Here is a 24,687-nt window from a genome sequence, read left to right as displayed (position 1 = left end):
CGAAAGGAAGACAGTGATGAGTGCCCGGACCGTGGTGATGGGTGGGGGGATCTCAGGTCTGTCCGTGTCGCTGCTGCTGGCGCGACGGGGCTTCGAGGTGACCGTGCTGGAGCGTGACCAGGCCCCGCCCGGGGACCTGGCCGCCATCGGCGACTGGCACCGTCCCGGTGCCCCGCAGACCCGCCAGCTGCACACCTTCCTGGGGCTGTTCCGGCAGCATCTGCTCACCCATCTGCCCGATGTGTACGAGGATCTGCTGGCCAACGGCGCCGAGGAGGTCAGCATCGCCACGCCCGCCGGCACCACCCCGCCCGGTGCCGAGGACCTCGCGGTCCTGGCGGCGCGGCGCCCGACCGTGGAGTGGGCGCTGGAACGCGCCCTGCGCCGGGAGCCGGGCGTCGGGATCCACTACGGGACGTCGGTGCGCCGGGCCGAGGTGAGGGACGGCCGGATCAGCGGCGTACGGGTGCGCGGCGGCGTCGTCGACGCGGACGTGCTCATCGACGCGGCGGGCCGGCGCTCGCCGCTGCGTGAGGACTTCACCGTCCTGGAGGGGGACGAGGACTGCGGGGTCGTGTACAACACGCGGTTCTACCGGCTGCGTGACGGGGTGCCGCGGCCGCCGCTCAAGCGCGGCGTGACGACGATGGTCGCCGGCGACGGGTTCGGCGCCGGGCTCTTCTACCACGACAACCGCACGTTCGCGATCGGCATCGGCCGCCTCCCCGACGACAACGACCTCAAGGCGCTGCGTGAGGCGGAGGCCTTCGACCAGGTCACCGCGCTCTTCCCGGAGTTCGAGCCGTGGCTGCGTCCCGGCGTCAGCGAGGTGCTGACCGAGGTCGTCCCCATGGCCGGGCTGCGCAACACCCTGCGCGGCCTGGCACCCGAGGCCCCCGTGGGCTACGGCGTCCTGGGCGACGCGCTGTGCACGACCGATCCGGCCTTCGGGCGCGGCGCGTCGGTGGCGATGCACCAGGCCGTGCTGCTCGCCGAGGCGTTCGCCGGGGAGCCGGGCGGTCTGCCCGGGCTCGTCCGGGACGTGACCGCACAGGCCCAGGCCTGGGTGCGGCCCTGGTTCGACGACTCGGTCCAGGCCGACATCGCCCGCACCCGGCTCTGGCAGGCCGCGGTGGACGGGCACCGTCTGCCGCAGGGTGCGGCGATGCCGCCGGTGAGCCTGTTCAGCCTCATGGAGGCCGGGGAGCACGACGGGCGTCTGTGGCAGGCGGCGCAGCGTGTGGCCGGTCTGCTGGCACCCCTCGACAGCCTGGACACCCCCGAGAACCGGCGGCGTCTGCAGGAGGTGTGGGCGTCCGGCCGGCGTCCGCAGGCCCCCTCCGGGCCGGGCCGGTCGGACCTCGTCGAGGTCCTTGCCGCGTCCTCCCGCTGAACCCGGCGACGAACACACGACACACGAAGGAACGAAGGATCCTGAATGAAGATCATTGCCGATGCCGGTCGTTGCATCGGAGCCGGCCAGTGCGTCATGGCTGCCGACTCCGTCTTCGACCAGGACCCCGCCACCGGCGAAGTCGTGCTGCTGGTGGCGAGGGTTCCGGCCGACGAGGTGGACGCGGTCCTCGACGCGGTGTCGACCTGCCCCACCGGCGCTCTGGCCACGGCGGAGGACTGAGCGCGCCGCGACGTCTCCTCGCGCGGCTCCGAGGACGGCCACCCCCACGTGTGCCGGCCCGCGGCGGCAGGCCACTGGGCCCACGATCGGCCACCTCCCCCCACCACCCCCCACGATCGGAGAACGTATGACGACCGAGACCACACGGGAGTCCCGCCCCGCCGGGGGCCCGGCACACGAGCCGCGGCCCCTCCCGTTGGCCCGGCCCTGTCCTTTCACACCCCCCGCCGAGCTCACCGACCTGCGCGGGCGTCAACCCCTCAGCCGGATCGCGAACCCGGACGGCACCACCGGCTGGCTCGTCACCGACTACGCGCTGGCCCGGAAGGTGCTCAGTGATCCTCGTTTCAGCGCCCGTCAGGAGCTGATGAGTTCACCGCTGACGGACCGCGCGTTCGAGCCGGCGATGCCGGGCGGCTTCCTGTTCATGGATCCGCCGGAGCACACCCGCTACCGCAAACTGCTCACCGGCCAGTTCACCGTGCGCCGCATGAGGCGGCTCGAGGCACGGGTCGAGGAGGTCACCGGCCGTCAGCTGGCCCGTCTGCGCGCCCAGGGGCCGGGCGCGGATCTGGTCGAGCACTTCGCGCTGCCGATCCCCTCGCTGATGATCTGCGAGCTGCTCGGAGTGCCGTACGAGGACCACGAGTTCTTCCAGTCCAGGGCCGTGGCCATCTTCCGGCTGGTGCAGGACCCCGAGGAGGCCTCGGCGGCGTACGCGGGGTTGCGGACGTACCTGCTCGGTCTGGTGCGGCGGCGCCGTGAGGAGCCGGCCGACGACATCCTGAGCGACCTGGTGTCAGGTGGCGGTCTCACGGACGACGAGCTGATCGGCATGGCCCTGCTGTTGCTCCTGGCCGGGCACGAGACCACCGCGAACATGATCGCCATGGGGACGTTCGCGCTGCTGAGCCATCCCGGCCAGTCGGCGCTGCTGCGCGAGGACCCGTCGCTGATCGACGGTGCGGTGGAGGAGTTGCTGCGCTACCTGAGCATCATGCACGTGGGCCTGCTGCGTGCCGCTCTGGAGGACGTCGAGCTGGCCGGTCATGTGATCGAGAAGGGCGACACGGTCACGGTGTCCGTCGCGGCGGCCAACCGGGACCCGGAGAAGTTCGGCCCCTCGGAGGACCTGGACATCACCCGTCCGGCCACCGGGCACGTGGCCTTCGGGCACGGCATCCACCAGTGCCTGGGGCAGCAGCTGGCGCGTATCGAGATGCGGATCGGCATCAACGGGCTGCTGCGCGAGTTCCCCGGCCTGCGACTGGACGTACCGGTCTCCGAGGTGCCGGTGCGCAAGGACATGGGTGTCCTCGGCGTGCACCGGCTTCCGGTCACCTGGTGACCTCGCCCTGGGCACCGCCGGCGTGCTCTCCCCGCTCCACGGGCCTTCGGGTCCGTGGAGCGGGGGTCCGGCCGGGGGTCGGCCGAGGGATGGCCTATTCGGCGTTCTTCGCGTGCTTCGCGTTCTTCGCGATCAGCGCGGTCAGTTCCTGGAGGGAGTACTCACGACGACCGGGCCGGCCGTAGCGGGTGAGCTTGCCTCGGGTGGCCCACTGCCGGATCGTGGCCTCGGAGACTCCCGCGGCGAGGGCGGCGAGCTGGGTGGGGACCGTGCGCGTGCCGGCCTTCTTGACGGCGGTCATGGGGGGCCTTCCGTGAGTGCGTGGGGTCAGGGCCGGGTGGGCCGGGGCGGGGCGCGGACCGGCCGGGCTCACGCGCGGCCGCTCAGCAGCAGCCAGCGGTCCGGCGGCAGCACGTGCCCGGCCCCGCAGCGCACCACGTGCGTCAGATCGGCGCCCCGCGACGTGCGGACGCTTTCCTCGCAGTCGGTGACCGGGCAGGAGCCGAGCTCCTGCGGGACGGCCGGCCTGGGGGCGAGCGCCGAGCGCGCCACGTTGGTGACCCTGCGGACCTCGGCCGCGCACTCACCCGCGGCCGGGTGGGCGGCGAGCCAGTCGAGATGGCGGGCCAGGAAGGCCGCGAGCGTACCGACCTCGCGCCGGGGCGGTCCTGTCACCCCCCGCTCCGCGACGATGGCGCCGGCCCACGAGGCGAGCACCGGGACCATGTCGCCGCGGGCCTGGAGAGCCGCTTCGTTGAGCCGGATGCCCTGCCGGGCACGGCCCGAGCTGACCCGCTCGGTGATTCCGGGCCGTGCCGGTGCGAGCGCTTCCTCACAGCCGTCGTACAGGCCCGGAAGACTGACGAGGTCCTCCTTCAGCCGGGCACGGCACACCAGGCAGAGCCGCTGCCCCGAGGCGGCCGTCCGAGGCTGGGGCCTGCCCGACTGCCGGTCGTGACGGCAATGGACTGCTTCGCACAGTGACTGAATGGCCATCCGTTCTCTGCTTCCCTCCCCGTTCCTGCCGGAGACCGGCAGGGGCTAACAGACTCGGCCAGTATGGCGAGGCGTCCTAAAACCCGGCTCGAACTCGTGTCCAGCCCCAGGTCAGCTCTCGACCAGGACCTCCATGTACGGCGGGAACCCGGGAACGCGGGCGAGGTCGTGCTCGAGCACGGAGACCCCGCCGTCCGTGGTGGTCTCCCGGAACCCGGCGAACTTGTAGGTGACGTACATGCTCCGGTTGCGGTTCGTCGGTACGAACTCCGCGCGCAGCCGTACCCCGGCCGCGGCCGCTTCCCGGATGAGATGGGCGAGCAGTACCGATCCGACGCCTCGGGACATCACCCGGCAGGACATCAGGAGGAGCTTGACGGTCCACGCGTCCTCGCCGCGCTCGACGAGCGCCAGCCCGATCTTGCCGTACGTCCCGTACCTGTCCTCCAGGCCCGCGACCAGCAGGTCGTGGCCGGGCGACGTGCGGAACGCGTCCAGTTCCTCGTACGAGTAGGTGTAGCCGGTCGCGTTGAGCTGGTTGGTGCGGACGGTCAGTTCCTCGGCGCGCTGCAGGTCGCGTTCCTGGGCCGGGGCGATGGTGAAGCGCATGTTCAGGGAGGCGAGGAACTCCTCGGCCGTGCCGTCGTGGCCGGCCTCGGCCTGGTTGCGCTCGGCGTCGGCCCGGTACAGGTGACGGCGCTCCCGGGAGTCCGCGGTGACGAACCGCGGGTGCATCTCGGGCAGGCCGGGGACGCGTTCGACGTCGAGGGCGTCGATGCACAGCACCTGCGGGTGCGTGAAGCGGACCTCGTCGCGCTCGAAGGGCTGGTCGTCGACGAAGGCCAGCGTGTCGATGCCGATGTTGATCGCCTCGGCGACCGCCTTCACGGAGTCCGACTTGTTGCCCCAGTTGATCTGCGGATACAGGAAGTACTCGGCGATGCCCAGCTCCTCCAGCTTGGCCATGGCCGCGTCGTGGTCGTTGCGACTCGCGACGGAGTGGAGGATGCCCCGCTCGTCGAGGGTCCTGAGGACGTCCACGACACCGGGCCGCAGCTTCACGTCCCCGTCCTCGAGGAGCACCCCCTCCCAGACGGTGTTGTCGAGGTCCCACACCACACATTTGACGGTCGTCATCGTCCCTCACTCCTGGGGGTCGCACCGGCCTGCCTCCGGCGGACGAGGGCACGCTCCTGGAACGCGTACTCGGCGAGGCCGATCTGATGGATCTGAGAGCTTCCCTCGATGATCTCCATGACTCTGGAGTCGCCGAGATAGCGCTGCACCGGATAGCCGGCGCTGCAGCCGTTGGCGCCGTGGATCTGCACGGCGTCGGCCGCGGCCCGGCTCGCGGCGGTCGAGGCGAAGTACTTCGCCATGGACGTCTGGGCGAGCGCACCGGGATCGCCCTCGTCGCGCAGCCGGCCCGCCTCCAGGCAGAGCAGCCGCGCCGCCCGGGCGTCGGTGTACATGCCGCTGATCATCTGCCGTACGAGCTGGTGGTCCTTGATGGGCGTGCCGAAGGTCTCCCGGCTGCCCGCGTAGTCGACGCTGGCCTCCAGGCATGCGTCGACGATGCCGACGCAGCCCCAGCCGACGGTGTAGCGGCCCAGGTCGAGCGCCGTACCGACGACGTGGGAGAGGCCGAGGCCGGGCCGGGCGAGCACCTGGCCGGCCGGAATGCGGCAGCCGTCGAAGTGGACGTCCGCCGTCATCGAGGCGCGGATGCCGATCAGGTCCTCGATCAGTTCGGTGCGCACTCCGGCGGTGGCGCGCTCCACCAGCACCGCCGTGGGCCCTTCGGGGGAACGGCCCAGGACGAGGAAGACGTCGGCGGTCTCGCCGTACGTCGTCCACGTCTTGTGGCCGTCGAGCAGCCAGGAGTCCCCGTCAGGGGTGAGCCGGGTGACGACGCCCGCGGCGTCGCTGCCGGCGCCCGGCTCGGACACGGCGAGCGCGCCGATGCTCTCACCGCGGGCGAGACGGGGCAGCCAGGTCTCCTTGAGTTCGCGGCTTCCCCACCGTGCGACGGCGTGCGCCACCATCGTGTGAACGGTGAGCAGGCTGCGCAGCGACGAGCAGGCACGCCCCAGTTCACCGGCGAGCAGCCCGAGCGTCACCGCGTCGCATCCGCCCCCGCCGTACTGGGCCGCGACCGGCAGACCGAGCAGGCCCTCGGCCGCCAGCAGTTCGACGGTCTGGGGCGGAGTGCGCTGAGCGCGATGGTACGCGTCGGCGTGCGGAACGATGTGGCGGTCGGCGAAGGCCCGGAACTCCTTCTGGGCCTGGGCCTGCTCCGCCGTGAGCGTGCTGGTCATCGCTGTGGCGTCCCCTCGTGGGTCAGGACGCCACGGAGGCGGAGAGCTTACGGGTGACGAACGCGTCGATGGCTCCGACGGAACGGAAGTTGTCGAGTTCCAGGTCGTCGTTGTCGATGGTGAGGCCGAACTCGTGCTCCACGAAGGAGACGAGCTGGATGGCGAACATCGAGCTGACGAAGCCGAGCTGGAAGATGTCGTCGTCGTCCTTGAGGTCCTGCACCGGGAAGAAGCGGGACAGGTACTCCCCGATCTTCGCCTTGTTGTCCATGCTCATGTCGTGTTCCGTCCTGTTCGTGTGCGGCCTGGCGGTGGGTGTGCGCCTCGGCCGGGTCAGCGGTAGTTGAAGAAGCCCTCGCCGCTCTTGCGCCCCAGCAGGCCGGCGGCGACCATCTTCTTCAGCAGTGGGGCCGGCCGGTACTTGCTGTCGTTGAAGCTCTCGTAGAGCACCTCGACGGACTTCAGGATGGTGTCGAGACCGATCAGGTCCGCCGTCTCGAGCGGCCCCATCTTGTGGTCGAAGCACGTCTTGAAGATGCGGTCGACGTCGGCGGGCGAGGCCACCCCGTCCTGCACCAGGAAGACGGCCTCGTTGATGGTGAGCATCAGGACGCGGTTGGAGACGAAGCCCGGCACGTCCTCGACGACGATGCACTCCTTGCCCATCCCGGCGAGGAACCTGCGGGCGGTGTCGATGGTCTCCGGGGTGGTGTGGTGGCCTCGGATGACCTCCACCATCGGCTTCATCGGCACCGGGTTCATGAAGTGCATGCCGACGATGTTCTGCGGGCGGTCCGTGACCGAGCCGACGCGGGTGATCGAGATCGCCGAGGTGTTCACGGCGAACCGCACCTCGGGGCGGCAGATGCGGTCCAGCCGCTCGTAGACCTTCTCCTTGATGCCCCAGTCCTCGGTGACGTTCTCGACGACGAAGTCGGCCTTGGCCAGCAGCTCGTAGTCGGTGGTGAACTCGATCTTCTCGATCACCGCCGCCGGGTCGACGGCCGCGGCGCGGTTGAAGAGGGCGAAGGCGCGCAGGCTGGTGCGCAGTTCGCGCCTCGCGTTGTCGAGCACCTCCTCCGAGACGTCGACCAGGATCACCTGGTGTCCGGTCTGCGCGAGATTCTGTGCCACGCCGACGCCCATGACGCCGGCGCCGACGACTCCTACCGTGGTGAATTCCATGACTCGTCCGGCTCCGTTACCGTGCGCCGCGTACGGCGAAGATGTTGTGGATGTCCGTCCCGACGTACAGCTCGTCCTGCTCGGCCGTGACGGTGAAGCCCCGGTCCTCCAGCAGCTTCACGAGGCGTTCGACCTCGCCGTCGGCGTCGTGCGCTTCGAGGACCATCTGCCGGATCTTCGGCCAGTCCTCCTCGGCGATGCCGTCGATGACCTGCCGTTCGCTCTTCTGCACGTCGATCTTGATGAGGTCGATCCGGTCGATCCCCTGCTCGCGGATGACAGCGCTCAGCGGACGCAGCCGGGCCGTGTACTCGATGGCCTCGAAGCGGACGTCCATCAGCTCCTCGGCGTAGTCGGTGAGCCGGCGGGCCTCCGCGTCCGTGTTCCGCTGGTTGGCGATGATCGTGCGCAGGTTGTGCTTCTCCTCCTCCTCGTCCGGGTGGAACGAGGACATCCCGGAACTGCGGGGGTAGAAGGTGAAGCTAGCTTCGGCCTCGGTGTCGGAGATGCCGATGTTGAACAGCTTCGCGTCCACACCGTGCTCCGCGACGTTCCTGCTCAGCAGTTCGAACAGCGGCGGGGCCGGCTCGAAGGTGAAGACCCGCACGTTCTGCGCCTCGTAGTGCGCGAACAGGGTGAACAGGCCGATGTTGCCGCCGACGTCCACGACGGTGTCGCCGCCGCGCAGCGAGATGCCGTTCTTGGCGTAGACGCGGTGGTCGAAGATGTCCTCGTAGAAGTGACGGGTCTCCGACTCGTTCTGGTGGTGGACCGTCAGGCCGTTGGGCAGCCGGAAGCGGGCCTGGCAGCTGCCGGTGTGGGAGGAGCCCGCCTTCTCCCCGGCCGTCTCCGGGTCGCCGCCGCCGCGCAGTACGTCGATGGCCGCGGCCATGCGCGTGAGGGTGGCGAACTCGTACACCTGGCGCAGCGTCAGCTCGACGCCGAAGGCCCGGCTGATGCGCAGCATCAGCCGCGTGGCGAGCAGGGAGTTGCCGCCCAGTTCGAAGAAGCTGACGTCGTGCGGGAGGTCGTCGTTCTTCAGGATCCTGGCCCACACGGCCCGCAGCGCGGTCTCCGTCTCGGTCGGCTCCGGTGCGCCGTCCGCGTCCGTTCCGTCCGTCTCCGCCACGGGGGCCTCCTCGGCGGTGGCCAGGTCGCCGCAGGGCAGGCCGTGCCAGGCCGCGTCGGCGTCCGCGAGCCACAGCCGGCCCAGGGCCTTCAGGGCGACGGCCGTGTCGGCGTGCGGCTCCAGGGCGTGGCGCATGGAAGCGACGATGCTGCCGGTGTCGCCGCCTCGGACCACGGTCGCCAGGCTGCTCAGCGTCTGGCCCGGCCCGGACTCCAGCAGCAGGCGCTCCTGGCCGAGGTGGCGCAGGCCGTCGGCGAAGCGGACCGGGCTGAGCAGGTGGCGGGCCCAGTACGCCGGGTCGGTGGCCTGCTCGTCGGTGATGGGCCGGCCGGTGACGTTCGAGATGTAGGGAACGCGGGGCGGGTTGAGCGTCAGACCGCGGGCGATGTCGGTGACCCGGTCGGCGATCGGCTCCATCATCGAGGAGTGGAACGCGTGCGTGGTCGTCACCCTGCGGGTGATCACGCCGCGGCCGGCGAGCGTCCGCTCGAGTTCGAGGACGTCGGCCACCGGGCCGCCCACCACGCAGAACTCGGGGCCGTTGACGGCGGACAGGGAGATGTTCCCGCCCGTCAGCGGCCGCACCTGCTCCTCCGGCAGCATCACGGCGAGCATCGTGCCCTCGGGCAGCTCGTCGATGAGCGCGGCCCGGCGAGCCACCAGGACCAGCGCGTCCTCCAGCGAGAGGACGCCGGCGAGGGTGGCCGCGACGTACTCGCCGAGGCTGTAGCCGATCATCGCGCTCGGCCTGACGCCCCACGACTCCCACAGGGCCGCCAGGGCGTACTCGACCACGAAGAGCGCGGGCTGGGCCATGCGCGTGGCGTTGAGACGCCGCTCCTCGGTGCTCTGCTCACGCGTGTCGAGGCCCAGCATGCGGCGCAGGTCCACGGCGTGGGCGTCGCCCGTCGCGGTCGGCTCGGGACGTCCGGCGGCGGTGAAGATCACGTCCCGGATGTCCAGGCCGAGCTCCGCGGTGAGCGCCTCGGCGCAGCGGTCCACGGTGGTCTTGAACACGGGGAAGTCGCGGTACAGGTCGCGCCCCATGTCGAGGTAGTGGTCGCCCAGGCCGGGGAACATGAAGGCCACCGCCGCGCCGCTGTCGGCGGTCTGCGCCGACCCCAGTTCCACCGCGCCGTCGGGGCCCGCGAGGACCGCCGCGCGGTGCCCCCCGGTCCGGCCGCCGACGCGTACCACGCCAACCGGTTCGGCGGACGCGACGGCGCCGCCCGCCCCGGTGCGCAGCGCGGCGAGGCCGGCGTCCAGCAATGCACCGTTCGCGGCTTCGGCAAGCGCCAGATGCCACCGGTGCCGCGCGGCGGCCGGTGTGGCCGCCGCGCGCTCTTCTTCGGCTGTGATCGTGTAGGGGCTCATGCCTCTCCTTGGAGATGACGGCCGGCCGGAAGGTGTGAGCGCGCCCACTGCCGCCCCGTTCCCTCCGAGGTGTCCGCTGTCATCCCGACCTTGGCGGCACCGACTTGAGCGAGACCGGAGCAGCAGTCGGGCGCACGGTCCGCCGCGGTGCGGCAGGCCCGGCCGAGCAGGACGGGAAGGTCCGGGCCGCCCGCGAAGTAGTGGTCGCCCGGCACGGTGCGCAGCGTGACGGGGCCGGCGGTCCACTCCCGCCAGCCCGCCATGTCGCCGGGACGGCCCAGGCGGTCGCGATCACCGGAGACCGCCAGCAGCGGCACGTCCGGCAGCCCGCCCGGGGCCGGTTCCCGGGCGGCGACGCGCAGCCGGTGCCCCAGAGCCAGGTCGTCGCGCAGCACCGGCAGGACGGTGCGGTACCAGAACCCGCCGGGTGCCGCCCTGTCCGGTACGGCGCCCATCTCGGTGAGCAGGCCGACGAGTTCGGCTTCCGGTGCCGCCCAGGCGTCGGACAGCGGGGAGGGCACCGTCGGCGGGGGGCAGGCCCCGACGGCGAGCAGTACGGGCCCGGGCAGGCCGGCGTCGTGCAGCGCGCGCGTCACCGTGTAGGCGACCATCGCGCCCAGGCTGTGCCCGTACAGCGCGAACGGCTGCGGACGCGCTGCCGCGGTGAAGTGGCCCATCAGGTCGGCGAGGAGAGCCTCGCGCCCGGTGATGGCCGGCTCGCGGGCGCGGCTGCCCCGGCCGGGCAGCGGCAGCGGTACGACCTCGACGTCCGGCCCGGCCCGGCCGGCCCAGCCCTCGAACGAGGAGGTGCCCGCGCCGGCGTGGGCGAAGCAGTACAGGCGCACCGGCCGGGTGCCGCGCTGTGCGTCCGTCATGTCACGAGGCCCGCGGCCACCGCGAGGGCCTCGGCCCGGTCGGCGCGCTCCCAGGTGAAGTCGGGCAGCTCGCGGCCGAAGTGGCCGTAGGCGGCGGTCTGGGCGTAGATCGGGCGCAGCAGGTCGAGGTCGCGGATGATCGCGGCCGGGCGGAGGTCGAAGACCTCGGTGATCGCCTGCTGGAGGCGGGCCACGGGGACCCGTTCGGTGCCGAAGGTCTCGACGAACAGGCCGACCGGCTCGGCCTTGCCGATCGCGTACGCCACCTGGACCTCGCAGCGGGCGGCCAGACCGGCGGCGACCACGTTCTTGGCGACCCAGCGCATCGCGTACGCGGCCGAGCGGTCCACCTTGGACGGGTCCTTGCCGGAGAAGGCACCGCCGCCGTGCCGGGCCATGCCGCCGTAGGTGTCGATGATGATCTTGCGGCCGGTCAGGCCGGCGTCACCCATCGGGCCGCCGATCTCGAAACGGCCGGTCGGGTTCACCAGCAGCCGGTACTTCTCCGTGTCGAGCTTGATGCCCTCGTCCAGCAGCGCCTTCAGCTCCGGCTCCACGACGAACTCGCGGATGTCGGGGGCCAGCAGCGACTCCAGGTCGATGTCCGAGGCGTGCTGCGAGGAGACGACGACCGTGTCCAGACGGACCGCCTTGTCACCGTCGTACTCGATGGTGACCTGCGTCTTGCCGTCCGGGCGCAGGTAGGGGATCGTGCCGTTCTTGCGCACGTCGGACAGGCGCTTGGACAGGCGGTGCGCCAGGAAGACCGGCAGCGGCATCAGCGTCGGCGTCTCGTCCGTCGCGTAGCCGAACATCAGACCCTGGTCGCCCGCGCCCTGCCGGTCCAGCTCGTCCTCGTCACCCTCGACACGGGCCTCGTAGGCGGCGTCGACACCCTGCGCGATGTCCGGGGACTGCGCGCCGATCGACACCGACACGCCGCACGAGGCACCGTCGAAGCCCTTCTTCGAGGAGTCGTAGCCGATCTCCAGGATCTTGTCGCGGACCAGCTGCGCGATCGGTGCGTACGCGGTGCTGGAGACTTCGCCGGCCACGTGCACCAGGCCGGTCGTGATCAGGGTCTCGACGGCGACCCGGGAGGACGGGTCCTCACGCAGGAGCGCGTCGAGGATGGTGTCGCTGATCTGGTCAGCGATCTTGTCGGGGTGACCCTCGGTCACGGACTCCGAGGTGAACAGACGACGGGACATGGGTCTCCAGAGGATCGGAAAAGGCGTGTTGACGGGACAGGCGGTCGGCGAGCGTGCCCAGGACGGTCTCGTCCAGCGGTGCGGTGACCGCCGGGCCGGGCACGGTGACCACCCCGGTGTCCTGGCAGGCCACGCTGACCAGATAGCGGCCGCCGAGGACGCGGTAGGTGGCGAAGGTCCATGTGTCGCTCTCCACGGGCGTGCCGTCGGGCGCGCACAGCAACGCGCAACGGCCCGCGTCCGGGCCGGCGCGGCATCTCCCGCACGCGGTGAAGCCGAACTCGGTGAAGCCGAGGGGCAGTCCCTGGCCGAGGGCCTTGGAGTACGCCTCCTTCAGCGTCCACAGGCGCAGGCGCGCCCGGTGCTGCTCCGTCTCGGGCAGCAGGCCGAGCTCGGCGCGCTCGGCGGCGGTGCACACATGGCCGAGGAACCCCTCGGCGGGCGGCCGCGTGCGGGCCGGTTCGGCGTCGACGCCGATCCTGCCGGTGCGGCTGATGCCCACGGCGATCAGGTCCTCGGAGTGGGTCAGGCTCATGTCGAGCTGCCCGAATCCCCGCAGGTACGGGCGGCCGCCGGGCGTGTAGGCGAGGTCGAGCTCGACGGGTTCGGTGCCGAGGACGGCGGCCGCCGTGTACTTGACGGCAAGCCGGGAGGCGGCGAACCGGTAGCGGACGGCCGGGTCCGGGGTCCGCCGGTAGCGCTGCCAGTCCGGGCCGAGCATCTCGCGCAGACCGCCCCCGGCCAGCGCGGCGTTGAGCCACTCCCCCCAGGTGGTGAGAACCGTGGCGTTACCGGTCAGCCGGATGCTCTCGCGCACTTCCTGCCAGGGGCCGCGGCTGCCACTGGCCTTGAACGGCGGTGCGATGTGCACCGCGTGCGCGGTCACGGGGCGAGCTCCGTGGCGTCCAGGTCATAGCTGAGGTGCTCGTGACAGCGGCGCACGAGTTCGCGGTGCACCAGTTCCTCCACCCCGTCCGGCAGGGGCGGAACGGGCGCGCCGAGGCGCCGGGCGATCCGGGACAGGGCGAGCACCGGCCAGGCGGGTGCGGCGAGAAAGGGGTCGGCGCCGTCCTGGCTCTCCCACACGCCGAGGACCGCCGCGGCGGCGAGCACCAGGGCGTAGCGGTCGACGAGCGCGCACACGGCGGCCACGGGCAGCGGTCCGTCCCCGGGGCCGGGCAGCGCACGGCACCGGGCGCGCAGCGCGTGCAGTTCGGTGACGAGGCTCTGGACGAGTTCCGCGAGGACGGCCGTGTGGCCGCCGACGCCGCGGACCTCGGCGAACCTCGCCGCCGATCCGCACAGCGAGGCGGCCAGGACGTCTCCGCGCCCCGCCGCGGCGAGGGAGGCGAAGTCGAGGACGGGCAGGTCGGCTCCACCCCGGAACAACGTCAGCGGCGGCTCCGGCTCGGCGAACCAGGAGTGCTCGGCGAGCGGCCGCAGATGGGGGGCGATCACCGCCTGGCCGGCGGCGGCGCCGGTGCGTGCGGGTCCGGAGGCTGCGAGCGGCAGGGCCCGCATCAGTCTGCCGAGGGCGCCGTGGTGGGCGCTGCCGCGGTCGTGCCGGCGCGCACCGAGCACACAGGCGAGTGCCTCGAGGTTCTCCCGGAGCAGCGCGGGGACCAGGTAGTGCACGGCGGCGGCCGGCACCTGGGCCTGTGCGGGCAGCAGGCTCAGCGCGCGCAGGGCGACGTCGGCGAAGCTGTCGCAGGCCAGGATGTCGGCGAAGACCCCGGCCAGTCGCCGGTGCGGGCGGGCGGGCGACGCTCCGCCACCGGCCGCACGCACGGCGGAGCGCAGTGCGGTGTCCGCGGCGGCGACCAGCAGCGCGGGCACCAGAGCGTGGCCGACCTGCTGCGTGCGCAGGGCCAGTGGCACGCCCTCGCCCACGGGTCCGAGGACCGCGTCGTGGGGTACGGCGTGCTCGTGCAGCTCGATCTCGGCACGCGGCGCACGGAGCCGCCCGGGGGCCGCGGCCCTGCCCGTCTCCCGCACCGCCAGTGGGGGGAGTCGGTCGCCGTCCAGGAGCACGGCGGTATGGCTGTGCGGGGAGCGGGCCGGGCCGGTGCGGGCCTGCACGACGTACAGGCGGGCACCGATCGCGTCCGGGGCGGCTTCGGCCCGGCCGCCCAGCAGCAGGCCGTCGCCCGGTGCGGGGCGAGCGGTGATGCCGCCCGGCGTGGTGCCGGCGGTCTGCCCGTGCCCGTGCGGCACCAGTCCGACCCGCCCGCCGCCCAGCAGCAGCGCGGCGGTCTGCGCGCGCCGGTGGGTGCTGCCGGCGGCCCACACCGGCCCCGCGGCCAGCACCGGGGCGGTGCCCACCGCGGTTCCGAGGGCCACGTCGCGGCGGAAGACGGGCCGCAGCACCCTGGCGAGCAGGTCGGCCCTGGTCAGTCGCCCTCCGTCCGCGACGGGCACGCATTCGGCGCTCAGTCCGAACCGCTCGAGCAGCAGTTCCGTCCGCTCGGGCGGTCGTCCCCGGGCGTCGGCCTCGAACAGGGCGGTCAGGCCGTGCGGGTTGTCGGGGGCGTAGGGGTCGCCGAGGAGCACTTCGAGCCGCGCGGCACGCCGGTCGGCGTCGGCGGCGGACGGAATGGCCGGACGGACGGGATCGCCGGCGACGGCCAGGTCCCCTGCGGTGGCGGCTGCGACGGCCATGGTGACGCGGATCAGCCCCCCTTCGGCTCCTGCGGACCTACGCCGACGAGCCGCGCGCCGGCCTGCCGGACGCGCGCCTCGGCTGTTGACGACTGTGCCGACGACGACTCGACGACCACTCGAACGCCGGTCGGCCTGGGCTCGACGGACTTCGAGCGTTCCTCAAGGGCACGGGCGCAGCGCCCGGTTTCCCAGGTGGCCGGTGACCGTGTCCAGGACGGCTTCCCGGTGGTCGGCGAGGAAGAAGTGCCCTCCGGGATGGACCTCGACGCTGAACGGTCCCGTGGTGTGGCGTGCCCAGGAGCGCACCTCGGCGACGGTGACCCGCGGGTCGTCGGCACCGGCGAAGGCCGTGACCGGGCAGGCGAGCGGAGGCTGCGCCCGGTACTCGTACCGCTCGATGGCGCGGTAGTCGTTGCGCAGGGCGGGCAGCAGCATCCGCCGCATGTCGGGGTCGTCGAGCAGTTCGGATCCGGCGCCGCCCATGGACTGCACCCGGGCGACGAACTCGGCGTCGGAGGTCTGGTGCCACCTCTCGCCGCGCCGCTCCACGGAGGGGGCACGGCTGCCGGAGGCGAACAGTTCGACGGGTCCGCGGCCCGCGTCCTCCATCCGGCGTGCCACTTCGAAACCGACGATGGCGCCCATGCTGTGGCCGAACAGCGCGTAGGGACGGTCGGCGCACGCCATGAGGGCGTCGGCGATCCGGTCGGCGAGGGTGCCGATGTCCGGGACGAGCGGGTGGTTGTGCCGCTCGTGCCGGCCCGGGTACTGCACGGACAGGACCTCGACGCGCGGGGCGAGAGCCTGGGCCACGGGGACGTAGAAGCTGGCTGCCCCGCCCGCGTGCGGCAGACAGACCAGGCGGACGGAGGCGTCCGGGGACGGGCGATAGACGGTGAAGTAGGGGCTGCGTGTACCGAGGCTTGCCGCCATGTCGTTCTCCCCCATTGCTGGTTCGGGTCAGCCCGTATCCAGTCATGCGGCGGTCTCGTGGCGGCGGAGCATCCGTGGAGGGCGGCTCGAACGGCCGTCGGCCGCCCTGCCCCGCCCCCCGTAAAACCGGACAGTTGGTTTACTTCTGTGGGTCACTCCCCGCCGGGCGGCCCAGCAGCACGGGCAGCGAGCTGTATCCGTTGACGATGAAGGACGGCACGGGATCGATCTCGTCCGCCGGTACGGCGAGCTCCAGCTGCGGAAAGCGCTCGAAGAGCCCGGCCAGGGCGCTGACGGTTTCCAGCCTGGCCAGCGGAGCCCCCATGCAGAAGTGGACGCCGTGCCCGAAGCCGATGTGGTCACGGCGCCCGGGCCGCATCAGGTCGAAGCGGGTGGCGTCCGGCCCGTGCTGTCCGGAATCGATGCCGGCGGCGGCGAAGGAGACGATGATCGGATCCCCCTTGCCGATCAGCACTCCGTCCAGGTCGATGTCGTCCACCGCGAAACGCATGGGCGAGTAGGCCGCCGGGTTACGGCTGCGCAGGGTCTCGGCGATGACGTCGCCCCAGTCGGCGCGCCCGGCCCGCACGTGGTCCAGCTGCCCGGGGTCGGCGAGCAGCGCGCCCACGGCGTTGCCGATCAGCGTGCAGGTCGTCTCCTGACCGGCCGCGATCATCAGGTAGAGGGTGCCGAGGAGTTCCTCCTCGCTGAGTGCGCCGTCCTCGTCGCGGGCGGCGATCAGGGCGGACGTCAGGTCGTCGCCGTGCCGGTCCTGCTTCTGCCGGACCAGCTCGCCCAGCATCCCGAAGACCTCCAGCTGCGCGGCGGCCATCTCCGCCGCGGACGCCGAGGTGCTGAACACCATCTCCAGCGCGGTGCACAGCGGCTGCCTGAGGTCCTCCGCGACGCCGAAGAGCTCGCATATGACCCGCAGGGGCAGCAGCTTGGCGTACCGGGCGCGCAGGTCGACGGGCTGTCCGGCCGGCAGCAGCGCCAGATCGTCGAGGAGCTCGGCGGCGATCGCCTCGACGCGGGGCCGCAGGGCCTCCGTGCGCCGCACCGTGAACGCGCTGGCGATCAGCCGGCGCAGCCGGGTGTGCTTCTCACCGTAGGCGAAGAGCATGTTCTCGTTGGCCACCCACGGATACAGCGGCCACTCGTCGGAGATGTGCCCCTCGACGAACGCCGGCCAGTGCTGCCGGGCGTCCTTGGACACCCTCGGATCCGTGAGCAGCTGCTTGATGTACCGCTGCCGGGTGATCGCCCAGGCCCGCACCCCCCCGGGCAGCTCGACCTCGACGGCGGGGCCGGTGCGTTGCAGCATCGCGGCCTCGCCGGGCAGGTCGCGCCCGAGAACGTCGAGCGCGTATGGGCAGGCAGTCGCTTCCATCTGTGTTTCCCCCTTGTAGCTGGCTGCTTCGTGCCCGTCGGGCACACCGATCACACAGCAGGAACGCGTCGCACCCGGCCCCCCGGACGCATCACCGCACGGCGTCCTGGTCGGCCTCCGGTTCCGCGTCGGCCTGACGGAGTTTCATGGCCTCTTCGTAGATCCGCATGCCCCGGCCGGCCCCGAAGTCCAGGCGGGAGAGCACCGAGGGCACCGCGGCGGCCGCCATCAGGTTCCGGTAGAGGTCGGTCACCCGCTCCTGCATGTCCTCGCGGTCGGTCATGATGTTGGACAGCATCTGGACCCCGGTGAACGCGCCGACCGCGAGCTTGGCGAGGCTCAGCGTGTCGACGTGCGGCAACAGCTCGCCGTTCGTCTTCGCCTCGTTCAGCAGGGCGTGGGTGTGCTCGACCCACGCCTGCATCGGCATCCGCGCGTCGAGCCCCCCCTGGGCCGCCCCCTGGTCGATGGTCAGCCGCACGCTGCCGCGGACGATGGGGTCGCCGGTCTCCCGCCGGAGCAGACAGGCCAGCAACAAGGCCTCGTCGAGGGACTCCTGCAGCTTGAGCTCCTGCTTGGGGACCGGCGGGAGGGCGTCGACCTGTACGGCCAGCACCCCTTGGGCCAGTTCCTCCTTGGAACCGAAGTGGAAGTACAGAGCGCCCCTCGTCAGCCCGGACCGCTTCAGGATCTCGGTGATGGTCGCGGCCTCGTATCCGACCTCGTCGAACACTTCGGCCGCGGCTACGAGGATCGCCCTGCGTGTCCGGATCGCCCGTTCCTGCAGCGCCACCGTTCTTCCTTCCGTCAGAAAATACCAGTCGGTATTGTTCCGCATGCAGACTGACCTCACCACTCCCGCCCGGTTCGAGGGAAAGAGCTGGTGAACCGCGAAGATTCCTGTGTCTGCACGGCTGGTGGCGCAAGCGAGCCCCCACTTTAAAACCGATCAATCGGTTTTTCAAGACTTCCCCAAATACGTCGCAACGGGGAAGATGGGCCGCGCCGATGACCAGCGGTACGGAAGCGGGGGCTCCCCCCGGCTTCCCTCAGTCGCGCACCGCGCTTTCACGGGGGATTTTCATGACAACTGCGCTTCTTCCTGACCATCTTCTCTCCGGGGCCGCCGTGTCCCCGCTCACCGAAGGCTCCGGCCGGAGCGAGCGGACCGTCCGGACACCGCAGCAGCCGCACAAGGTCCTCAGCGGGGAACTCGCCCGGCTCCTCTTCGACGGGGAGAGCCGGACGTCCGTACACGCCGCCTGGCGCGGCCTGCTCACCGACGAAAGGTTTCATCACAGGCCGGGCCTGACGCCCGAGCAGCGCGTCGCGCTTTCCTACGACCGTCTCCGCCAGGTCAACGAGGTGATCGACTCGCCCGAACGGCTGGCCCGCGACCCGGAGCGGCTCGCCGCACTGCACGAGTGGACCGGCGTGGTCGACGGGGGCCTGTGCACGCTGGCGAGCATCCATTACAACCTCTTCCTCGGCAGCCTGCTCGACCACGACAGCGCCGGCCGGGACCTGTCCGAGTTCACCTCCATGCGCCGCACGGGCACCTTCCTGTGCACGGAACTGGACCACGGCAACGACGCGCCGGCCCTGCAGACCACGGCCGAACTCGACCGGGAGACGGGCGGTTTCGTTCTGAACACGCCCACGTCCGGGGCCCAGAAGTTCATGCCGAACACCAGTCTCACCGGCGGCCCCAAGAGTGCCGTCGTGGCCGCCCGGCTGCTGATCGACGGCGAGGACCAGGGCGTCTACCTCTTCCTCACACCGCTGAGCGATGACACGGGCCATCTGCCCGGCGTACACGTGCGACGGCTGCCCGACCGGACCGGTACCCCGGTCGACCACTGCCTCACCGCGTTCGACCACGTCCGGCTCCCCCGCGAGGCCCTGCTGCAGGCCGACCACGGCCGCCTCGACGCCGACGGCACCTTCACCAGCACTCTGGGCAACCCGCGCAAGCGGTTCCTGCAGTCCATCGACCGCGTCACCACCGGCAAGCTCTGCATGAGCGCCGGAACCCTCGGCATGGCGCGCGCTTCCCTGGCCATCGCGGTCCGGCACGCCCACTCGCGTCAGATCAGCGGTCACCGACGGGGCCTGCGCGTACCGCTGATGGCACACCGCAGCCATCACGGCCGGCTACTGCACTCCCTGGCACTGGCCTACGCCATGAGCTTCCTGCACCGGTCCGTGCTGACGCGCTGGGTCGAGCACACCCCCGAGGACCGTGAGGACACCGCGCGCCTGGTGGCCGTCGCCAAGGGCTGGATCACCTGGCAGGCCCGCGCGATCACCACCGAGTCCCGTGAGCGGTGCGGCGCCCAGGGCTTCTTCCCCGTCAACGGCATATCCGACCTGCCGTCGAACGTGGAGGGCGGCATCACGGCCGAGGGCGACAACCTGGTGATCTGGCTGAAGGCGGCCTCCGAGATGCTCTTCGACAGCCAGGGCGACGACCGGCCCGCGGCCGAGGCCCCGCTCGGCGACCGGCCGCTGACCGACCTGCCGTTCCTGCGCGAGCTGCTGGCCCAGGTCGTCGTCGGCTGGCAGAGCCGGGCACGCGACGCCCTGCGTCAGGGCCCCAAGGGCGACCCGCTCGGCCGCTGGAACGAAGCCTCGGCCCCCGCCCTGGAGATGATTTCGGCGTACGCCTGCCTCCAGGCGGCCGACGCCTTCACGACCGCCGCGGCCCGGGCTGAGGACGCCGAAGCCCGGCAGACGCTCGAGGACCTGTGCCGTCTGTTCCTGCTCCAGCAGCTCAGCGCGCACACCGGTCTCCTGCTCGCCGACGACCACATGACGGCCGAGCACGTCCGCTCGCTCTGGTCGACCGTCAACGACCTGGTCGCCCGGCTGGCACCGCACACCATGGCACTGGCCGACGCGTTCGACCTGCCGGCGGAGTTCCTCGCCACCGTCCCGATCGCCGACGGGGGGCGCATCGGTCAGGAGCACTGCGAACCCGGTGCGGGAGCGGGCCGGTCCTGAAGACCGTCCACGCGGTCCGGGTCCGGCACACCGCCCGGCCCCGGACCGCCCCGGTCAGCTCCTGACGTTCCTCACGGCCGGGCCTTGGCGTACGTCATGATCGTGACGCCGCTGTCGAAGACCCGGCCCGAGACGACCTCGTAACGCTGGGGCGAGTAGCCGGAGTCGAACAGCGGGACACCCGAACCGATCACGACCGGGTTGATCTTGACGATGAGTTCGTCGATCTCGTCCCGCAGCGCCGCGGCGGCCTTCCCGCCGCCGCACAGCCAGATACCCAGCCCGTCCTCCTTCTTCAGCGTCCGGACGAAGTCGAGCGGGTCCCCCGGCACCACCTCCACCGCGGGGTCCGAGGCGCTGTCCAGGCCGGCGGAGACGACGTACTGCCGCAGGTGCCGGTACGGGCTGGTGATGCCGTCACGCAAGCCGCGCTCGTAGGTGCCCCGGCCCATCAGCACGGTGTCGAACCGCCGGTTGTCGCTTTCGGCGAGACCGGGAACCTGCTGCCGCAGCGCGGTCGGAAGCGTCTCCGGAACATTGTCGAGCACCCACGCTCCGTGATCCTGCCCCTCCAGGAACATGCTGTGATCCGAATCGGGAGAGGCGATGAAGCCATCCAGGGTCGCGGCGACGAAGTAGGTGAGCTTGCGCATAGTGACCAACCGTATCGCAAGCGTGACGACCGCCTTTCACAGCGGCAGCGCAAGACCGTTCTCCCGCCGAGCCGTCGGGGCCGGGCCGCCCTCGGAACGCCGGGTCTTGCATCCCTTCACGCGTGCGGCGAGCGTACCGGGGTCGATCGCCTCGGCGGGGGCCCCCTTGGCGTACAGGCCCTCGGGCACGGAATCGCGGTCGTGGGGCAGGAGCCAGAAGACCCGGCGCCGGAAGGTACCCGAGGACCGGGAGGGTTTGGCCGTGGACCCGAGGAGGGCGTACCCGACGAGGCGGCCGTCGCGGTGGTAGGCGGGCCTGCCGCGACGCGTCGGCAGCCGGTCGAGGCTCTGCCGCACGTAGTCGAGACGGTCCACGTCCTCCAGCCAGACGAGTTCCGTCTCGTGGCTGATCTCGTCCTCTGTGATCAGGGAGCTCATACGGGGGCGTCCCTCTCCTCGTCGGTGAGCAGTCCGATGCCCGGATAGTGCTTGCGCTGGTTGGACAGGATCATCTCCTTGGGAGACGCCAGCCCGACCAGTTCCCGGGTCCGGGCGGCGAACGCGCGCGAGGACGCCACGGGCGCGCCCTCGCTCTGGCACCACGCCCGGTACACGGCGTAGAGAGCCGTCTGCTCGGCACGCAGACCGGGCCTGAGGGCACAGCACTCGTCGTAGAAGCGGCCGGTGTGGTCCTCGGTCTCGGCGTACGCCGTGGTGGCGATGCGGACCCGCTCGGGACCGGCCAGGTCCCGGTCGCCGGCGAGATAGCGGCGCGCGCCCTCGACAAGCCATCCGAGGATGCCGGGGCCCTCCTCGGTGACGAGGATGTCGGCGAGGTTCTCGATCTTGCGGTCGTCGGGGACGACGCGCTCGAAGGGAATCAGCCGCATCCGGCGCCAGAAGGCGAAGCCGCCGGTGCCGACCTCGGGCCGGTGATTGCCGAGCAGCCACAGCTTGTGGGTGGGCTGGAAGCTGAAGAAGTCCTGCCGCATACGGCGGGCCTTGATGCGGTCGCCGCCGGTGAGGAGCTTGACGCGGGCCTCGTCGAACTTGTCCCCCGGCTTGACCTCGCTGCACACGATGACGCGGCGGCCGTGGAGTTCGGCGAGGTCGGTGGGGTGGCCCTCGTAGGGGCGCGCCATGAGGAAACCGGGCGGGGCCGCGTCGGCGTAGTCGCCGAGCAGCTTCATCAGCACATCCAGCAGGACGGACTTGCCGTTGCGGCCCGAGCCGAACAGGAACGGCAGGACCTGCCCGCCGACGTCGCCGGTGACGGAGTACCCCAGCAGCAGCTGGAGGTAGTCGATCATCTCGCGGCCTTCGGCGTCGCCGCCGAAGGTGTCCGTCAGGAACCGGTCCCAGCGGGGAACGGGCACGTGCCGGGGGCCGACCGCCGTGGACCGGGAGTGGAAGTCCTTGTTCGGGTCAGGGCTCTTGATCAGGCCGGTGCACAGGTCGACCACGCCGTCCGGAGTGCACAGGGCGTAGGGGTCGGCGTCCAGGAGCGCGGCGTTCAGCACCATGCCGGGGGCCGATCTGGCCTGCGAGAGCATGGCGTTGATGCCGGTGGTCGACAGGGCGCGGCGACGGTGCTGCTGCAGGGCCCGGTCGGTGAAGACGCCGCGGGGGTCGTGGGAGGCGATGTGCTCCGCCAGATCGCCCGCCGCCCACAGCACGGTGTCGTCCTCGTCGATCTGCCACCGGGTCGTGTCCCACCGGTACCAGCCGATGCCGGGCACATGCCGGTAGTCGTTGGCGTACAGCCTGACGAACAGCTTGGCGTTGCCGCGGTCGGACAGGGTGTCGGGCAGCAGCCCGTCGGCGATCGCCCCACCCGCGTCGCGCTCCCCCACAGCCCGCGCCGGTGCGGGCACCTGCTCCTGGCCGCGGATCTGGGCGGCGACGGCTTCGGGATCGAACGCGACAAGGGCCTCATCGCCGTACGACCTCACAGGCACCTCCTCCGGGCGTGCAGGGGCCGCTCGAGGCCGGCTGCCATGCCGCTGCGGATGATCTGCCGGACCCTGCGCTCCTGGCCCGGCCGGGCCGCCAGCGCGACCTCCCGCAGGGCGAGTTCGGCCTCGTCCTGGAGCACGCGACCTGCGGCGACGAGCCCGCCGAGGGTGTACGCGGCGCGGTTGAGAGCATCGGAGAACCCGGCGCCCTCGGACACCCGGCCGCACATCGCGACCGGGGCCAGGACGGCGCTGAGGCTCTGCTGCCCACCGTGCGCGGCACGGCCGGCGGCGAGGACGGCCTGACGGGCCCGCGGCGGCACCGGACGCGGGGCGGGCACAGCCGGCAGATGACCGGTGCGCTCCAGCTCGCCGGCCAGCCAGGAGGGCAGCGGCGCGGGCTCGCGCACGGCTCCGACGGGCAGGTACCGGCCCGCCGCGGTGGCGGTGCCCGGGGCGACGATGTATCCCCCGTGGGCGCGTACGTCGACCTGCCAGGCGAGGGACCGGCCGCCGCCCGAGCCCGTGGAGCACTGCCAGCGGTGCCTGCGATGTGCCCGGTACCAGACGTGCAGTCCCCCGGAGGGAGTGCGCACCCGCAGAGTGGTGTCGTCGTCCGCGGGGCTGGCCGCTCCGCTGAGAGCGGCCAGCAGACCCAGCGTGTGGAATCCGTCGGCCAGCCCGGTCAGGTCGACCCGCTCGGGGATGGGGATGCCGGGCAGGAGCCGGTCCCGGGGCGGTACCGGGCGCGCGTGCGCGTCGATGTCGATGACGACCACTCCGGCCGGACCGCAGGCGACTCCCACCCCCAGGCCGGGGCGGGTCCCCCACCACCGGTCGATCCGGGCAGGATCCAGGGTGGCGGCATGGAAGCCGTGGCACCAACGGCCGGCGGCCGGGCAGGGACACCTCCGGCGGGAGTGCCCTGGCTCGCGGCACGCCTCGCAGTTCGCCACCGGGGTCTTCCGGCCCTGCGCCAGAGGGTGAACCGGCCACCCCCGCCCGACGCACCAGCGAGCTGTGCGCAGCCCAGCAGCCATACACACCCCCACCAGCGACCGAAGCGACCCAACGACGGACACAGGCTAACCACTTCTTGTGACACATGAGGCGGGTGGGAAGGCGAGGCCTCCTCCACCCGGCGGCGCACCGGAAGCTACCGGCACACCATCGGTCGCTGCCCCCGCGGTTGAACAAAACCGCAGCTCACAGCCTCACGGCAACCCGAGAAGCGACCGAAGCGACCGAAGACTTCCATATATGACGCACACACACGCCCACGAAGGCTCTGACATACCCCCACCCTGGGTCGCTTCAGTCGCTCACTCTCGGGGAAACCATCTCTGAGCTGCGGTTTCTCCAGAAATGAAAGAGCGACCGAACAAGAGCTCGGTCGCTCTCCCCCAGTCGCTCTCGCGCCTACCGGCCGTCAGCCACTCACCAGTCGCCTCCCGGACAGCGACCGAAGAGACTCAAGCGACTTACGAGCGGCTCTCGACCCGCAGGCTGTTCCGCACCCAGTCGGTGACCACATGGGTGGGCGTGCCGGGCGTGAACAGAGCGGCCACCCCCAGCCGCAGCAGCGCGGCGACGTCGGCGTCGGGGATGATGCCGCCGCCGAACACCGTGATGTCCCCCGCGCCTTCCTCCCGGAGCAGCGTCAGCACATCGGCGAACAGCGTCATATGAGCGCCTGACAGCACGGACAGACCGATGGCGTCGGCGTCCTCCTGCACGGCCGTGTCCACGATCTGCCGTGGCGTCTGGTGAAGACCCGTGTAGATGACCTCCACCCCCGCGTCCCGGAGCGCCCGGGCGATGACCTTGGCGCCACGGTCGTGCCCGTCCAGGCCGGGCTTGGCGACCACCACGCGGATCGGTACGACAGAGGTCTCGGTCGGCATCTGAATCCTCGAAAGTGTTGACGGGGTGCGGGTACGAGCTCAGTAGGTGTCGCTCGGCACGTAGGTGCCCCAGACCTCGCGCAGGGCGTTGCATACCTCGCCCACCGTTGCGCGGG

23 protein-coding genes are annotated in these 24,687 nt (G+C 71.6%); 4 read left to right on the top strand and 19 right to left on the bottom strand.

Translation table 11 applies throughout. From position 1 onward, the window contains the following. The first annotated feature begins 16 nt into the window (after positions 1–16). The 3 genes from AMK33_RS39375 to AMK33_RS39365 all read left to right on the top strand — a co-directional run bounded on the left by AMK33_RS39375 (position 17) and on the right by AMK33_RS39365 (position 2,984). A complete protein-coding gene (locus AMK33_RS39375) occupies positions 17–1,393 on the top strand; it encodes an NAD(P)/FAD-dependent oxidoreductase (RefSeq protein WP_073938043.1) in 1,377 nt (458 codons plus the stop codon). A gap of 45 nt (positions 1,394–1,438) precedes the next feature. Then, positions 1,439–1,636, top strand: coding sequence for a ferredoxin (locus AMK33_RS39370; RefSeq protein WP_073938042.1), 198 nt, complete (start codon positions 1,439–1,441; stop codon positions 1,634–1,636). Positions 1,637–1,763: 127 nt separating this feature from the next. Then, complete coding sequence (locus AMK33_RS39365) at positions 1,764–2,984, top strand: cytochrome P450 (RefSeq protein WP_107425369.1); 1,221 nt, start codon at positions 1,764–1,766, stop codon at positions 2,982–2,984. Between the two features lie 94 nt (positions 2,985–3,078). Here the strand turns inward: AMK33_RS39365 and AMK33_RS39360 are convergent, their stop codons facing one another. The 14 genes from AMK33_RS39360 to AMK33_RS39295 all read right to left on the bottom strand — a co-directional run bounded on the left by AMK33_RS39360 (position 3,079) and on the right by AMK33_RS39295 (position 17,849). Continuing rightward, positions 3,079–3,285, bottom strand: coding sequence for a transcriptional regulator (locus AMK33_RS39360; RefSeq protein ID WP_073938041.1), 207 nt, complete (start codon positions 3,283–3,285; stop codon positions 3,079–3,081). Positions 3,286–3,353: 68 nt separating this feature from the next. Then, on the bottom strand, positions 3,354–3,980 hold the full coding sequence (locus AMK33_RS39355) for an OvmZ protein (RefSeq protein ID WP_143203915.1): 627 nt from the start codon (positions 3,978–3,980) through the stop codon (positions 3,354–3,356). Between the two features lie 111 nt (positions 3,981–4,091). Then, positions 4,092–5,117 (bottom strand): HAD-IIIC family phosphatase, encoded by a 1,026-nt coding sequence (locus AMK33_RS39350; RefSeq protein WP_073938039.1) that lies wholly within the window; start codon positions 5,115–5,117, stop codon positions 4,092–4,094. Further along, positions 5,114–6,298 carry an acyl-CoA dehydrogenase family protein gene (locus AMK33_RS39345; RefSeq protein ID WP_073938038.1) on the bottom strand — a complete coding sequence of 395 codons (1,185 nt, stop codon included), beginning with the start codon at positions 6,296–6,298 and terminating at the stop codon, positions 5,114–5,116. The genes AMK33_RS39350 and AMK33_RS39345 overlap by 4 nt, the downstream gene beginning before the upstream one ends. A gap of 22 nt (positions 6,299–6,320) precedes the next feature. Beyond that, positions 6,321–6,575 (bottom strand): acyl carrier protein, encoded by a 255-nt coding sequence (locus AMK33_RS39340; RefSeq protein ID WP_235618350.1) that lies wholly within the window; start codon positions 6,573–6,575, stop codon positions 6,321–6,323. Positions 6,576–6,631: 56 nt separating this feature from the next. Beyond that, complete coding sequence (locus AMK33_RS39335; protein ID WP_073938037.1) at positions 6,632–7,483, bottom strand: 3-hydroxyacyl-CoA dehydrogenase family protein; 852 nt, start codon at positions 7,481–7,483, stop codon at positions 6,632–6,634. 16 nt (positions 7,484–7,499) lie between these two features. Next, positions 7,500–9,986, bottom strand: a complete 2,487-nt coding sequence (locus AMK33_RS39330) for an FkbM family methyltransferase (protein ID WP_073938036.1) — start codon at positions 9,984–9,986, stop codon at positions 7,500–7,502. After that, positions 9,983–10,861: a thioesterase II family protein gene (locus AMK33_RS39325; protein ID WP_073938035.1), complete on the bottom strand. Its 879-nt coding sequence runs from the start codon at positions 10,859–10,861 to the stop codon at positions 9,983–9,985. Before AMK33_RS39325 ends, AMK33_RS39330 begins: the two co-directional genes overlap by 4 nt. After that, positions 10,858–12,072 (bottom strand): methionine adenosyltransferase, encoded by a 1,215-nt coding sequence (gene metK, locus AMK33_RS39320; RefSeq protein ID WP_073938034.1) that lies wholly within the window; start codon positions 12,070–12,072, stop codon positions 10,858–10,860. Before metK ends, AMK33_RS39325 begins: the two co-directional genes overlap by 4 nt. After that, positions 12,011–12,958 carry a 4'-phosphopantetheinyl transferase family protein gene (locus tag AMK33_RS41000; RefSeq protein ID WP_079195167.1) on the bottom strand — a complete coding sequence of 316 codons (948 nt, stop codon included), beginning with the start codon at positions 12,956–12,958 and terminating at the stop codon, positions 12,011–12,013. The genes metK and AMK33_RS41000 overlap by 62 nt, the downstream gene beginning before the upstream one ends. Then, complete coding sequence (locus tag AMK33_RS39310) at positions 12,955–14,730, bottom strand: hypothetical protein (RefSeq protein WP_073938033.1); 1,776 nt, start codon at positions 14,728–14,730, stop codon at positions 12,955–12,957. Before AMK33_RS39310 ends, AMK33_RS41000 begins: the two co-directional genes overlap by 4 nt. Positions 14,731–14,892: 162 nt before the next feature. Then, positions 14,893–15,666: a thioesterase II family protein gene (locus AMK33_RS39305; protein WP_073938045.1), complete on the bottom strand. Its 774-nt coding sequence runs from the start codon at positions 15,664–15,666 to the stop codon at positions 14,893–14,895. A 139-nt stretch (positions 15,667–15,805) separates the two neighbouring features. Beyond that, positions 15,806–17,056 carry a cytochrome P450 family protein gene (locus AMK33_RS39300; RefSeq protein ID WP_073938032.1) on the bottom strand — a complete coding sequence of 417 codons (1,251 nt, stop codon included), beginning with the start codon at positions 17,054–17,056 and terminating at the stop codon, positions 15,806–15,808. 91 nt (positions 17,057–17,147) lie between these two features. Next, positions 17,148–17,849: a ScbR family autoregulator-binding transcription factor gene (locus AMK33_RS39295; RefSeq protein ID WP_107425368.1), complete on the bottom strand. Its 702-nt coding sequence runs from the start codon at positions 17,847–17,849 to the stop codon at positions 17,148–17,150. A gap of 290 nt (positions 17,850–18,139) precedes the next feature. On the opposite strand from AMK33_RS39295, the gene AMK33_RS39290 reads away from it, so the two are divergent. After that, positions 18,140–20,059 carry an acyl-CoA dehydrogenase family protein gene (locus tag AMK33_RS39290; RefSeq protein ID WP_079195166.1) on the top strand — a complete coding sequence of 640 codons (1,920 nt, stop codon included), beginning with the start codon at positions 18,140–18,142 and terminating at the stop codon, positions 20,057–20,059. A 71-nt stretch (positions 20,060–20,130) separates the two neighbouring features. Here AMK33_RS39290 and AMK33_RS39285 read toward each other — a convergent pair whose 3' ends face one another. From AMK33_RS39285 to AMK33_RS39265, 5 genes are all read right to left on the bottom strand, one after another. Further along, complete coding sequence (locus tag AMK33_RS39285; protein ID WP_073938030.1) at positions 20,131–20,712, bottom strand: dihydrofolate reductase family protein; 582 nt, start codon at positions 20,710–20,712, stop codon at positions 20,131–20,133. 36 nt (positions 20,713–20,748) lie between these two features. Continuing rightward, complete coding sequence (locus AMK33_RS39280) at positions 20,749–21,150, bottom strand: DUF6009 family protein (protein ID WP_073938029.1); 402 nt, start codon at positions 21,148–21,150, stop codon at positions 20,749–20,751. Further along, positions 21,147–22,664: a DNA primase family protein gene (locus AMK33_RS39275; RefSeq protein ID WP_073938028.1), complete on the bottom strand. Its 1,518-nt coding sequence runs from the start codon at positions 22,662–22,664 to the stop codon at positions 21,147–21,149. The genes AMK33_RS39280 and AMK33_RS39275 overlap by 4 nt, the downstream gene beginning before the upstream one ends. Next, positions 22,661–23,707: a bifunctional DNA primase/polymerase gene (locus AMK33_RS39270; RefSeq protein ID WP_073938027.1), complete on the bottom strand. Its 1,047-nt coding sequence runs from the start codon at positions 23,705–23,707 to the stop codon at positions 22,661–22,663. Before AMK33_RS39270 ends, AMK33_RS39275 begins: the two co-directional genes overlap by 4 nt. Before the next feature lie 441 nt (positions 23,708–24,148). Beyond that, positions 24,149–24,571: a cobalamin B12-binding domain-containing protein gene (locus AMK33_RS39265; RefSeq protein ID WP_073938026.1), complete on the bottom strand. Its 423-nt coding sequence runs from the start codon at positions 24,569–24,571 to the stop codon at positions 24,149–24,151. Between the last annotated feature and the right edge of the window lie 116 nt (positions 24,572–24,687).

This window comes from Streptomyces sp. CB02400, assembly GCF_001905725.1.
GTDB lineage: Bacteria > Actinomycetota > Actinomycetes > Streptomycetales > Streptomycetaceae > Streptomyces > Streptomyces atrovirens.
The sequence above is the reverse complement of the archived record's forward strand: the minus strand, read 5'-3'. Positions and strand labels throughout refer to the sequence as shown.